Origin of the sequence: Paenibacillus sp. 1001270B_150601_E10, assembly GCF_015558675.1 — a bacterium.
Classification (GTDB): Bacteria; Bacillota; Bacilli; order Paenibacillales; family Paenibacillaceae; genus Paenibacillus_B.
This window is the reverse complement of the sequence record NZ_JADMOL010000005.1, coordinates 79,538-93,257: the sequence shown is the minus strand read 5'-3', so window position 1 is coordinate 93,257 and position 13,720 is coordinate 79,538. Positions and strand designations below refer to the sequence as shown.

Genomic DNA, 13,720 nt, shown 5'->3' with positions numbered 1-13,720 from the left:
AGGATGCTGCCAGCCATTATTTGTACGATTCCTCATCCAATAAGAGCATCGATCGAGATGCTGCCAGCGCCTGTCAAGGCGAGGCCAATCGCTACTGCGATAATGAGCAGGTTATACTCATAACCATTTTGAGTGGACCAGTAGCCGTTCTTCAGGTGCGCAGTCAAGATCGCAACAACCATTGTACCGGCAACAAGAATGCCTCCAGCCCATGTGAAGAGGCCCATACCAAGCAGCAATCCGCCAACAAATTCACCAAGTCCAGCCATTAACGCCATAAATACGCCAGGCTTAAGGCCAAGAGACTCCATCCAGCCGCCCGTTCCTTTTAAGCCATAACCGCCGAACATTCCAAAAAGCTTCTGCGCACCGTGTGCCATCATAGACAATCCTAATACAATTCGAATCACCAATAAACCGTAATCTGCTAACATGAATATCTTCTCCTTTATCGTTCAAATTATTTCTTTAATATAATATTCTCTAATTCGAGATATTAGACCGAGTAAACCGCGCTTCCCTCCTAAATAACTAGGAAGGGAAGGCGGAGTTCTTGCCAAGCTTCTTTAACAAATCAATAAGAGTGGTCTGTTCTTCCACACTTAGCGTGCTGACGGTCTCTTGAATGACTTGTGCATGCTCAGGGAACACCTGCTCCATTAAGGCTTCACCTGTCTCGGTCAGCTGAACATGTATAACGCGTCGATCCTGCTCAGAGGCTTGCCGAACAATAAGTCCTTTGCTTGCAAGCTTATCAATCACATACGTCATGGTTCCACTAGCCAGCAGAATCTTGTTGCCAATCTGTTGAATGGGAGTAGGACCTTTATGAAAGAGCAGTTCCAACACCGCAAATTCGGAAGGATTCAAATTATGACGCTTCATATCATTCTGGGCAACATCCATGAGTGAGCGGGAAGCACGAGACAGGACCACGAACAGCTTAAGAGCTCGTTGAATGTCTGGTTCGTATATGTTAACGCGATTGTTCGCATCCATGCGATCACCACCTATCTGATCCATATTATTTCAAATACTTGAAAAATAATATCTTGAACTTGAGATAAATATATCATGAGCCATTAAAGCTGTCAACCATTTATTCTGATTATATTTAGCCGCATAAATCGTGGAGCTAACATGATATCCATATTATACGTAAGGAATGCCATATTAGAGCGGGCATATGGTTAGGTTGTGTAAAAGGTTCACAAATCAAACACCCCTTACAAGAATGGCATTATCCTCATAAGGGGTGAATCTTCAAGCCTATACAAATGACGACTCATGCAAGGCATCATGTATCGAGCCTAACAAGCATCAAGTCTCCAGTCTCAGTCAAACGATCATAAACGCTAAGAAATGCTTCGTATTCGTATTTTACAATCGTTTTCGCTTATAAAATACAATGACAAGGCAGGCGAGACCGAGAATCCCTGCTGAAGCTAGTGCTGTTAGCGCCGTTTCTACACTTCCTTGCGGGGAAGCCGTTCCGCCGAAGCCGTTCGGACCTGCTCCGCCTCTTCCACCGCCCATGCCATTTGGCCGCTCCATTCCATTGCCGCCATCAGGTGGGACCTCCATTCCTCCGCCAAATCCGTCCGGAGGAGCTTCCATTCCACCACCGAATCCATCTGGCGGTGCCTCACCGTTGTTGGCAGGAGCTGTTCCATCCTGCGCATTTGCTGCTCCATCTCCTTGGGCTGCATGGTCATTGGCCTTCGCATCTGCTCCGCCTGTTCCTTGGTCAGCAGCATTGTTCGGATTGGTGCTTGCAGGTTGTGCTCCAGTTACCTGACCTGCCCCGTTGGCATTGCCGGGAGCAACAGGGGCTTGCCCAGACGGAGTAGTCCCAGCTCCTGTTGCTCCATCTGGTGGCGTGCCTTGATTGTCTGGTGGCTCAGCCATCGCAGGCTGATCACCGCCGCTGCCTGCTCCTTGCTGGTTGATGCCAGCCTCCTGTGGAGCTGTATGATTCCCATTCGGTGCAGGCGCTTGCTGAGCTGCGCTTGTATCTGCCTGTTGCTTAGGAAGGACTGTATCTGACTTCTGAGCGGCACCAGTAGCGGCTTCAGCGGCTTGCCCATTATTCTGCTGCTGGTTAGCCGCTCCTTCTTGCTTGGCGTCTTGGCCGCGTCCACCGAAGCCGCCGCCCATACCGCCGCGACCACCCATGCCGCTGCCGGATCCGTCCCCGGATGAGGCGATCGTGCCATCCAGCTGGCCTTGAATGCTCGTGACGGTATTCGCATTGGTTGTCTTAAGCGAAGTAAGGCCTGCTTGATATTGATCATACGTATAGAAAGCCGTTGGATCCTGTTCAACATCCTTCGCAATGAGCGCGTCCAGCTCTTGGATGCGCAATGCAAAGCTGTCTTCTGAAAGGTATCCTTGGATCGCTTCCTTAATGATCTCATGATAGCGCGCTTTGTATTCCTCATTCGCAAGCAGCTTCGCGATCATTGGCCGTTCTGTAAGTGTGCCTTGGGTAGGCTCATCGATCATTACACTGGAGCCGCCAAAGCCGCCGAACGCCATATTGTAATCCCATGGCAGCATATTGAATATGCCTTGGTTTTCATAAAGATAGTAGTTATGCTTGTTTTGCCCAAGGTAGCTGTCCATATTGGTCGTCACAACATTTAATGCGATAAACTTCAATACCTCATCGACGTCAATAAACTTCTCAAGATCAGACCCATTATTCAGTTCATTGAGCATCTGGATGAAGATATCTTCATTAGAAGAGGCATTTTTTAAATCCAAGCCTGTATACAAATCAGCGCTATTCCCAAGCCAAGTAAGCTCACTGCCGCTGCCGCCGTTAGCTTTGTACAAGGCTCCCCCGGTATAGCCAAAGTTTCGCTCCAGGTAGGATGTTCCGATCTGTTCAATAGATAGATAGAGCCCCTTAAGCTCATTGTTTACATACAAACGAACGTAAGAGTATTTTGGAGTAGGCAGGCCCATCTGCTCCGCCAGCTCGTAAGCGAGAAACTCCCGCATGTAAGTGGGATCGCTATAGTTGTTATTGAGATTTATTTTCGTTACCCCATAAAAATTCTGGCTGCCGATGTATTCATCAAAGGCAATCTTGAAGCTGTAGCGGTCAGAATCGCTGTTTACGACGCTGCGCAAAGATAGATTTCCTTTGGTACGAATGGCCACATTGTCGATCTTTTGCCCATTGTACTCAACGGATGCAGGCTTAAACTCCTCAGCGGAGGCGTTGTCCAGCATGTCCTGGAAGTCATCGGCCTCCATCGTAACTTTAACGTCAATGACCTTATCCTTTGGGAATACAAGTTCATCCAGCTTCTGCTCCTCGTTCGTCTTGGATGTGGAACGGTTTGCTCCACCTTGAGCTGCATCAACATTCTCCGCTTGATTTTGATTTGTCGACATACAGCCAGTAGAGACGATCGTAAGCAGCAGAAGTCCCATCACGAGAAGGAGCGAGGGAATCCTTGCTTTCATATCAACGTCCTCCTCTCTTTAAGATACATAGTCGCCGCTGTAGCTGATTAATACTGCATTCCGTACGCCTGGAAGCGACGATACCGCATTTACAACCTGCCCTTCGTTATCCTTTAAGCGTACCTCAAGCGTCATCTCGATGTTGCCAGGAGATACACTCTTTTGCTTCACATTGTAGCGCTTGACCAAGCTGTGCATATGCTGATGAATGTCTTTTTCGCTTTCGTTGTCTTCACAGTTAACGACCAGCAGGTACGGTGTTTCAAAGGATGAGCGCTTGATCAAGAAGAACAAGATTAATCCCACAATAACGGAGCCTAAGATAGCAAGCGTGTAGAAACCAGCACCAACAACGATGCCCGCAGCAGCTGCCCAGAACAGGAAGATGAGATCTGTCGGATCCTTGATCGGAGTACGGAAGCGAACGATGGATAACGCACCAACCATACCAAGTGAGAGCACGAGGTTTGAATTGACCGCTAAAATAATCATCGCCGTGATCATGCTCATGCCGATAAGGGATACGTTGAAGCTCTTGGAGTAAAGCACGCCGCTAAATACCCGCTTATAAAGCAAATAAATGAAAAATCCAATAATAAAGGCCATACCCATTGTGATCAAAATTTTAGAAAGGCTGATATCAGACACAAAGTTGTTGACAAACGAATTTTTGAGTATGTCCGTAAAGTTCGTCGGTGACGTGGTTGTCGTATTGGTTGTATCCATCGATTAATAATCCTCCCAAGTATTCGTTTTTAAATATTTGCGGCAAATGACGTACTTCGATGCCGATTGCCGATTTAAGCCTTCCAGCTGCAGCGCTGCCTGTATATAGGCGGGAAGGTATTGATCATATTTCACCTCAAGGATGATCAAGTTATGATCCAGTGCCCGAATCGTCTCCAGTTTGGGGTCAAACAAATTCACATTGTGAAGCCCAGTTCGGAGCTCTTTGTCGAAAGTGATGCGGACATTTCCGTTTTCACAAATAAACGGCTCTCTGACATAGTCCACAATAACCTTTGGGCGAAGCAGCCGCTGGGTTATCTCTTGATGGATCTCCATTAGCAGCGGTCGGTCGGGACACCGCAGGATATCGTAGTGACCAGCCATAATCTGATCATGCATCTCGCGAGTCAACGGCTCTTTTACTTTTGCAATATAGTCCTTGAACTTGATCTTCTTTTCAAAGTGGATGATCTGATCCTGCTTGTTGTAAATCCGGATGCGGTACTTGGCCCGATCTCTTATTCCGCCTAGTTTCTCATGCAGCGCTGTATTATTTATGTCATCAAAATATAAGCTCCGAATGTGATATTCACCTGTCGGCCCGACATGCTTGTCTTGTGGAACCAGATGCTTGAGACGCTTCTGAATCGTCAGATACTGATGATGATTGATGAAAAATTTGAGCTCATTTCGATAGGTTAGGGATGGTTGCACGTATGTTTACACCTCATTTCTTTGCATGATTGTTGTCTTGTGTAAAGTCATTGTAAATTTGATTCCTGAGGCTCCGATTAGTAGAAACTGATGAGCAACTGAGCGTTAACTGAATGTTTGCTGAAAATGGAAATGCAGCCTTATGCGCTGTGCTATACTGTGGGCAAACTTGAGCAGGAAGAGGAATGGTGCATGCAGAATATGCCTTTCACTCAACAGGTATGAACACCATTGCGGAAGGGAGAGGACATGAGGAATCAGAGGAAGAGAAGGTCTAGAGACAGCTTGATCTTGGTTGCTGTTGTCGCGATTCTTGTGGCTGGACTGATCGGCATGGAATGGCTGCGTCAGGATGCGTCGAATCAGCCTAAGTCCATTGTGACGACATGGACGGACGATCCAAAGACGACCAGAGCCTTTACTTGGTATACAGCAGCTCCAGTTAAGCAAAGTGTGCTTGAATTGGTAGAGGAGGGGGCGGCGAAGCTGGGAGAAGCGGGCACGATAACAATAGAAGGTACAACTAGAACAATTGATACAGGCAACAAAGGCATACAAACGGTGCATGAAGCGGTAGCCAGAGATCTGCAGCCAGGGAAGACCTATTATTATCGGGTAGGCAGTGGACAGGCTGATGAGTGGAGCAAGGAGCTTCAATTTACGACGGAGGAGGAGCTGAGTGAGGAGAAGCCGCTAACCTTTCTGCATGTGACGGATTCCCAAGGAATCACGTCGGATGACTTCAAGTTATGGGGGAATACGCTTCGTCAAGCCTTCAATATCTTTGACGACACGAAGTTCATTATCCATGGCGGGGACTTGACAGAGGATCCGGAGGATCAGCTTGCATGGGATGCCTTTTTCAATGAAGCTCCCATCGTATCGGAGATTCCGTTGTTACCCGTAACAGGCAATCATGATGAGATTGACGGGGAGGCGGAACGCTTCCTATCTTATTTTCAGCTTCCGAATAATGGGGCAGCGGGCTCGAATCCAGGCACGACCTATTCCTTTGACTATGGCCCTGTGCATGTCGTCGTGATGAACAGCGAATCCAATCTGAAAGCACAGACGGAATGGCTCCGTCAGGATCTGAAAAACAACACAAAGGATTGGATCGTGGTCGCCATGCATCGCGGCGCGTATGGCGGCAATGCCTACAAGAAGGTGCAGGACTGGGTGGACGTGTTTGATGAATTCAAGGTGGATCTGGTGCTGCAAGGCCACAATCATGAATACTCCAGATCCTATCCATTGCGTAATGGCATGGTAACCGGAAACGGTGATCATGTCGTTAAGGAGAGGGAAGGGACTGTTTATGTCGTTACGAATGCGGCAGGACAGAAGTTTAATGAGAAGAAGGATGATCAATTCTACCATCAGGTTCATTTTCAAAATGAAAAGCAGATGTTTGCGGGCATCACGATAACAGGGAATGTACTTGTCTACCAGGCCTATACTGTGGATGGGGAGCTTGTTGACGAGTTTGAGATCAGACATTGAGCTTATGGCATGATGCTAGGGTGATGTCTTCAGAAGTTCGTACGCTTGCCTTGTCCATGCTCTTCTATACAAAAGGTCTGCTGCCGTACGCGACTGCCTGCCTCCATCTTCGTCAAGATGAGTCATGAGCAACGTACAGCGCAGACCTTTCTTCCTGTTAGTGTGTTACCGGGAAGGGGGGATGGCTGGTTGTTCTTTTAATGTGACGAGCTTTACCAGCCATGGCTTGAGATCAACGATTCTTAGCGTGTCAGGCCAATCTGCTGTCCCAGCGGCAATGATCGGAACCAGGGACTCATTGATATGCAGTGAACCATGAGCGCCCCCATTAGGATGTACAGGAGAATTCTCATCCGCTAATTCATAGCCGGACTTGGCTGTGACGACCAGATATTCGCCTTCATGAGAGTTAAGCGCTGCATGCAGCCGCTTTAAGCCGTCTGGATATGTGTTGAAGCGGATGGTGCGGCTGTCTTGATCTGCTTGAATATCCATGACATCTAGATCGCCTGTAAGGGACCATGTCTGCCGATAAGGGTCTGTCCAGTCTCCCCCGGCGCGATATTGCAGCAGATGTCCAGTGCCTGCCTGCAGCACGTGTACTTCGTCGCCCTCCATCCACGCAAGCTGGTCGATTCTTGAATCTTTCGCGAGAAGGGATGCAAGCGCAGACAAGGCAGGGCCATGCTTGAAGCGGTACACGTAAGCCATTGCCTCATTAGCCCCAATCGCAAGATCCGTGAGGGCTTCGGGAGACTTGCCAGGCTGAAGGTGCGCATAGTCCTTTAAAAGGTTCATAAGCTCGATCTTCGACCCATTTTGACGCGACTGCACCTGGCTCACGCCGCTATCTCCGATGATGATGATCGCGCATTGCTTCAATGCTTCATCTATAGAACCGAAGCCCTGCAGCAAGGTATGAAGCTGGTGGTCAAGCTTCACCGTCGACTCCTCCTCCGAAGGACCATGCTTATGGAGCTTCTGATCGGCATCAGGGAGATAGAGATAGAGGAAGTCAGGGAACTGCTTCTTCTCAGCCAAATACGTGGCCATGTGGATGCCGTAATCATTGTTGAGCCCAAAGCGCTTTGTAGGACCAACAGGCAGCTCAATCTTGCCTTCCAGAGGATTCGAAAATGTTCCAAAGGCGAACAAATCAGGGCCCATTACGCTTTGCTTCTCAGGAAATGACAGTGCCTGCTGCACCCATTCCGGAAAGGCCAGTTCGTGCTGAAAGGGACCTCTATATATTAATCCATTAATTGAACCTGATGTTTTGCCTTGCTTGTGAAGCTCTTCAAAGATCGTGGAGACGTTAGGACTCAAGTGATCTCGATTCAGCGAAATAAGGCCATCGTGAATGACGGTGCGCATTCCTTGATGCAGGCTCTCTGAAGGGCCTGTCCCGTAATTGATCAGCCGTTGTTCTTTCTCGGAGTACCAGATAAGGCCTGGAATCCGATGAACATCCGGATAGGAGCCGGTTAGCAGAGAGCTGTCTATCGTAACCGACATGGTAGGAAAAGAGCTGATCATCTTGCGCTCGTAACGGCCTCGCTCAATCAGCGCTTTAATCGTCGGCAGCTTATTCTGTTCTATGCCGCGATCAATTGCTTGAGACAGTAGGGAGTCTGCGACGATCAGGATCACTTTCTTGTGAGCTGCGCTTGCTGGCTGCGTAGACTTAACCCGCAGCAAATCCTGATGGGAGGTGGCATTCTTCTGTCCACAGCTAACAAGGAGACTCGCTCCCAGGAGCAGCAATAATCCACGTGTTAGCCAAGAGCGTGACCGCCGAACGTGTATAGGTTTAAGATGACGGTATTGTTGAAGATCGTCCATAGTCATTGTTTTCTCCTTATCAGAAAAGGATGGTTACTTATTACTATGGGATATCCTCGTCTTTCTTATCCACCCCTCTTCTAGTTCGCAACCCAAAGGGAAGAGGCATCTACCATAGCCAGTAAATGCCCCGTTATTCGAGATATGGCCGGATCCCATCTCCCCACAAGAGCGTATGGCAGGGAAGAGTAGAGATCGGCAAAGGGATGTAGGAAAGTGAGACTTGAGCGGTTCTATGATACGTAAAGCTTAACGCTTGATAAATGAAGGGAGCCTGCCATGCGGAAGTACCCATAAATTGAGACAGATGCTCGGCCACCTCATGGTAAAGGCGCGAATGATAGGCGGAAGCCGCATGAAACAATAGCTGGAGTGCAGGATCAGGATGCAGTATTGCTGCCTGAGCAAAATGCCTGCTGGCTAATGTAGAGGGCTCTTCATGGATCGGGTGGTGCAATTCCGTAACGGGGTGACAATCAAGGCTTTCGCTATCCAGTTCTGAAGGCGGCTGTTTCACCCGATCTTGGGTTGCCCGCTCTATCATCGTTGCCGCAAGCCAATGGGTCCTCCATGTTCTGGTGGCTGCTGTTGTTGTATAGAGATGACTGACATCTCCGCATTGCAGCGCACGCTCCAAGCATATATAGCTGTCTTGCCAGCGTCCCATACTGCTAAGCAGGGAAGCGGTCAGTTCCAATAGATCAGGGAAGTCGGGGAATGCGGTGATGCCTTCTTCCGCTAGAGCTAAAGCTTCCTTGATCGAGCCGATGCGCTGCAAGGCGTATACGCTTTTGAGCCAAACATCCGACAAATATCCAGGACGCTTTTTAACCTCTCTCAAAGCTGTTAAAGCTTGAAGAAGCCAGAGAATCGCTTCTTGCCACTCCCCAACTTGAAAATGCTCTGTACCATAGGCATACCACCACAAGGGTTCGTGTGGCTCATCCTGCATTTGAAGCAAGAGCAATCGACGATTCCGCTCCTGCTTATGCTTCTGTTGAATGGTGTGATCCGTGTACCCATCATGCCAGATCATCAGGCTGCTCCATCCGATCAAGCCTTCGTGAGCTGCTTCGATCGAAGAAGCAATATCCTCATGAATCCTGCCTCGGTAGCGATAGCGGGCATCGTTGCGGAATAGACGACAGCTCATATCGATCGCCATGATATCTTTGGCTTCAAGCGGCTCTGACAGCTTGTGCTCGGTATGGGCAAGCTTGATATAGTAGCCGCTGATCTTATCCTGATGGATAAGGGACTGGAGTCCTTCGTCATTCCAAGTTGAAGGATCAAGGACCTCGTCCGCATCCAGCATCAGGATCCAAGGCTCTTGGGCATAATCTAAAGCAGCATTCCGAGCTGCTGCAAAGCTGTCGCTCCAGACATAGCTGTAGACTCGTGCGCCATAGGCACGGGCAAGGTAGGGCGTAGCGTCCGTTGAGCCGGTGTCGAGAACGATCATTTCTTTTACCAAGGCATGGGCGGAGAGCAGGCACCGTGGAAGAACGGATTCTTCATTTTTTACAATAAGGCAAAGGGAGATCGGGAGTTTGGGAGGAGGGTTTGGCGAAACGTGTAATGACGTATGCGCAAGTGATTGGAGGGGCTTCATAGGGCTTTCTCCCTGAGCTCTGCCTGTGAAAGTGCTGTCGCACCGATTGGCAGAACCAATCTTGCAGCTATCACTCGTTCTCTATAAAGACTGTATCTCTGCATCCTTGCGAGAGCGCCGTCGGCAAGTCGCAAATGCCGCAAGGACTCAGCTAGATAATGGCTGGGCTCTGAAACGTCTGATTGAGCCGTTCCAGTCGGATCAAGTAAAGAGCCGTTGCCATGATCTAATGGAAGCATATTTGCTGCAGCTTGGCGCAGCACTTGCTGGCGTGGCTCCGATTGCTGAAGATACCAGCCTTCACCAACAGAGCAGGTATCCGTATCGGAGCTTTTTGTCGACTTCATCATGCTGCGATCTGCTGAAGCTGCGCCATGCAGAGGGGCTGCTTTTACGCTGCTTCGAGATGATGGATAGTCTTGCAGCAGCTGCTGCAAACGATACGCTGCAAGCCAAGTTGAAGCAGGGCATTGGAAGTCGGACAGCGCAAGCTCAAGCGCAGCCGCCGCCTCGTGCCACTGTCGTGATTCTAAAGCCCATGAGGCGAGCTTGGTATGCGACCGATAGGTCGCAAGTCCAGACTCCGTATGGTAGTGGTTAGGCGGCGGGCCGATGGCAATGGCCTGCTTCAGGGAGGCGATCGCATCTTGGCGCAGCCCCTTGGCGTCTTGATAGTGGGCTAGCGCATAATAAAGATCGGAGTAGTCTGGGTAATGCCTAAGACCGCTTATGCAAGAGGCGATCGCTTCATCATATCTGCCTAGAGCCGCGAAGGCCATCGCTTCATATTTGACGAGCAAATGGGCAAAGGTTGCCGCCGCAGGCGTGGTGGCCTTTGCTTCTATAAGCAGATGGAGAGCGTCTTCTATGCTGCCCTGCCGAAGTTTCTCGACTGCCAGATTAAAAAGATGAAATGGTTCGCGTCCCTCCTGTTGAATCGTCTGCTCCAGCAGTTCAATATTACGCTTAATCTTGTTTTTACTCGCAACGATATGTGGCTGATAGCCGACATGCCGAATCCGGCAGCTGCTTATTCCAAATGCCGAATCCGGCTTCTCACGCAGAATAACGGGGGCGATCTGTTCATGGATAGCGCCCTCGAATCGGTAGCTGGGGCGATTGCGGAACAGCCGCAGCAACGGGTTGATGCTTACGGGTACGGCTCCTACCTCATCTGACAAGTAATGTTCAACCTGGATAAACCAGCCCTCATAATCGCTTGAAGATTCAAGAAGCGAACGTAGGAGCATGGCGTCCTCCATGCACAGCCGCTCATCCGCATCTAGAGATAGAATCCATTCTCCTGCTGCGAGCGCAAGGGCCTGGTTGCGGGCTTCCCCGAAGTGATGCTTCCACTCTATTGTTTCCACATGGGCCCCATATTGCTTGGCAATCTCGATTGTGCCGTCTGATGAGCCAGTATCGACCACGATAATTTGATCTGCAACGGCTTGAATGCTTGCAAGACAAGCAGGGAGAAGCTCCGCCTCATTTTTCACGATCATGCAAATGCTTAAGCGAGGTTTGTTGGACAATGCGGATGTTCCTCCTTTGCAATGGCGTATATACAGTCTGCCATGGCATTCGGCTTACTTGTTGGATCGAGGCGTGCAGCATCTGCAGCTGCTCCTGCCAATCCTGCATCTCTGGCTTCAGTCGAACGGCCTCTCGAAGATGCGCAGCCGACTGCTTCAGATATGCCAGTGCGAGCATGCGGTCTCTTCTCGCATCCATATCGATCGCACCGACCTGTGAATCTTGAAGCCTGCGAGAACCCTCAAGCAGATCGATTGCTTCGAGATATTGATTGGCCTCTAGCAGCAATTCTCCAAGCAATAGCGCTCCCTCGGCATCTAGGCGTTCTTCAGCCATGATCTTAAGTAGGAAGTGAGCAGAAGAGAAGCGGTCTCCTGCTTGGAATAACGCTTTTGCACATCGTAAATCCCATGGGGCAGAATAATTGACCCATTGCCGCAAGGATGCAAGATGGCCTTGCTGCCCAAGCCGGATCACCCACTGAGCAAGCAGATTCTCTGCTTCCTGCGAACAGGATAAGACAGGTACAGGTTGCTGCTCACTTGCAGTATTTGTTTCCATATGACTGGAGTCTGACGAAGGCTCCGTGATGTTTGATGAACCATTAGTTTCAGCAGGGAGGTCCTGCGCAAGTTGTGGAGTGGCATCAGTGGTTACGGCCGATTCTGATTGATCGTGTGTGCCGAGATCCTTGCTCTCTGCATTCGGCATAAGGCTTACCGTCTGGATGCTCATCCCTCGTACATCCTGCTCCTCGCTCCGATCGAATTGATCCGCAAAGCGGCATAAGACGCTGTATGCTTCTATCGTTTTAGGGCTCCAGAAGGATTGGTCAGCCACTGTGAGATTGCCTTGTATATATGCCTGCCATGCGCACAGGGCTTGAAGATGAGTGAGCGACTCGCGTTCATCGTCATACAGCTTGGTATGGCGAAGCAGATGACGGATGAGCTCGTGAGCCTCGATATATCGTCCCATCTGGAACCAGGCCTGGATCAGGCCGTTCATGGCATGGGGAGAGTGGAGGTGCTGGGAGCAGATACGTGCCAAGGCGCTCACAAACCCGGCCTGCTCGTATGCTCTAATGAGTGGCGCAGCTTCGGGAAAGGCGAGGGATCCCCGTTGTTTTTCTAGATGGAGTGAGATGTCTTCTTCTTGGACGTTCAGTTCACTAAGGGCAGCGATAAACCCGAGCAGTGCAGCTTCATTGTCAGGCTGCTGCTCGATGGCTCGATTATAGTAGCGGGATGCTTCCTCGTAGCGTTCTAGGGCATATGCCGTGTCACCTAAGTATAAAAAAGCCGTAGCATGATCAGCGCCGGATTCAGTGACATATCGGTCGCTATGGGATTCGGTTGCAAGGGTATAAGCAAGCAGGGCTTCCTCCAACAACCCTTGCTCTTTGAGGCATTGACCATGCAGCAGATGAAGCTCTGCATAGTCAGGATAGTCGTTAACAACCTCCTTGATCCATGTTTCGGCTTCATGAGGTCTATTTTTACTAAGCAGCACTTTGACGGCATCACGGTATAGAGTAGGGCGATAAGCTGCCTGTTCCGGCACGTATTGACGAGACAGCTCGAACCATTGCAGGGCAAGCTCCAGTTGACCGCTTTGTACCGCGGCAACACCGAGTCCATATAATACAAAAGGGTCTTTTGGCGATTCGGCAAGCGCTAAAGTGAGCAGTTGCTGGTTGCGTTCTAATTTCTTTTTGCTAGCCATAATGGAAGGGAGAGTGCCCGAATGCTCCAGTTGAATGCTGCTGTCTGTGATCGCATGGGTGCCTGATGTATGAATAATAGAAGGTCCGATATCTTCATGGATGAGACCTTCATAGCGATAGCTTTGTTGATTGCGGAAAAGCCGAACCGAACGGTGCTGCACAAAGTGATTGGCGTGCTCGCTTAATCGATTGCGTATGAGGACCGTAAAGGCGCTTGCCTCAGTATTGGCGATCAGGGCGCGAATATCAGCAATAGGCGTTTGCAGCCGTTCATCGGCATCCAATACGAGTATCCATTCTGCGCTCATGGCAAGCAAGGCTTCATTTCTTGCTTTTGCAAAATGATGCTCCCATTTTAGCGTGACGACCGTTGCTCCGAGATCTCTTGCAAGCTGAGGCGTGCCATCGCTGGAGCCTGTATCGGCAACAATAATTTCGTCTGCCCCTTCAGCACTCGCGATGGAGCTGCCAATTACGCTTGCTTCGTCACAGGCAAGGATGAGGACCCCTATACGTTCACTAGCAGTGGGGCGTTGAAGATACATAAGGTCACCTCTCTTTGGATTAAAAATAGGTATCCC

Annotated in this window: 10 protein-coding genes; 1 reads left to right on the top strand and 9 read right to left on the bottom strand. The window is 49.7% G+C overall.

The features are described 5' to 3' along the window. Positions 1-32: 32 nt before the first annotated feature. The 5 genes from I2H74_RS13630 to I2H74_RS13610 form a co-directional block, all read right to left on the bottom strand. On the bottom strand, positions 33-434 hold the full coding sequence (locus tag I2H74_RS13630; protein ID WP_195574534.1) for a DoxX family protein: 402 nt from the start codon (positions 432-434) through the stop codon (positions 33-35). Between the two features lie 97 nt (positions 435-531). Further along, entirely contained in the window at positions 532-999 is a 468-nt protein-coding gene (locus I2H74_RS13625) for a MarR family winged helix-turn-helix transcriptional regulator (RefSeq protein ID WP_195574532.1), read from the bottom strand. A 381-nt stretch (positions 1,000-1,380) separates the two neighbouring features. After that, positions 1,381-3,477 (bottom strand): CotH kinase family protein, encoded by a 2,097-nt coding sequence (locus I2H74_RS25025; RefSeq protein WP_195574531.1) that lies wholly within the window; start codon positions 3,475-3,477, stop codon positions 1,381-1,383. An 18-nt stretch (positions 3,478-3,495) separates the two neighbouring features. After that, entirely contained in the window at positions 3,496-4,203 is a 708-nt protein-coding gene (locus tag I2H74_RS13615) for a DUF4956 domain-containing protein (RefSeq protein ID WP_195574529.1), read from the bottom strand. A 3-nt stretch (positions 4,204-4,206) separates the two neighbouring features. After that, positions 4,207-4,920, bottom strand: coding sequence for a polyphosphate polymerase domain-containing protein (locus I2H74_RS13610; RefSeq protein WP_195574527.1), 714 nt, complete (start codon positions 4,918-4,920; stop codon positions 4,207-4,209). Between the two features lie 249 nt (positions 4,921-5,169). Here I2H74_RS13610 and I2H74_RS13605 point away from each other — a divergent pair, with 249 nt between their 5' ends. Beyond that, a complete protein-coding gene (locus I2H74_RS13605) occupies positions 5,170-6,423 on the top strand; it encodes a purple acid phosphatase family protein (RefSeq protein WP_195574525.1) in 1,254 nt (417 codons plus the stop codon). 165 nt (positions 6,424-6,588) lie between these two features. On the opposite strand, the gene I2H74_RS13600 is transcribed toward I2H74_RS13605, so the two are convergent. The 4 genes from I2H74_RS13600 to I2H74_RS13585 all read right to left on the bottom strand — a co-directional run bounded on the left by I2H74_RS13600 (position 6,589) and on the right by I2H74_RS13585 (position 13,684). Further along, positions 6,589-8,271 (bottom strand): alkaline phosphatase family protein, encoded by a 1,683-nt coding sequence (locus tag I2H74_RS13600; protein ID WP_229106656.1) that lies wholly within the window; start codon positions 8,269-8,271, stop codon positions 6,589-6,591. Positions 8,272-8,398: 127 nt separating this feature from the next. Further along, a complete protein-coding gene (locus tag I2H74_RS13595; protein ID WP_195574522.1) occupies positions 8,399-9,877 on the bottom strand; it encodes a glycosyltransferase family 2 protein in 1,479 nt (492 codons plus the stop codon). Next, on the bottom strand, positions 9,874-11,412 hold the full coding sequence (locus I2H74_RS13590) for a glycosyltransferase family 2 protein (protein ID WP_195574520.1): 1,539 nt from the start codon (positions 11,410-11,412) through the stop codon (positions 9,874-9,876). The genes I2H74_RS13595 and I2H74_RS13590 overlap by 4 nt, the downstream gene beginning before the upstream one ends. Then, positions 11,366-13,684, bottom strand: coding sequence for a glycosyltransferase (locus tag I2H74_RS13585; protein ID WP_195574519.1), 2,319 nt, complete (start codon positions 13,682-13,684; stop codon positions 11,366-11,368). Before I2H74_RS13585 ends, I2H74_RS13590 begins: the two co-directional genes overlap by 47 nt. Between the last annotated feature and the right edge of the window lie 36 nt (positions 13,685-13,720).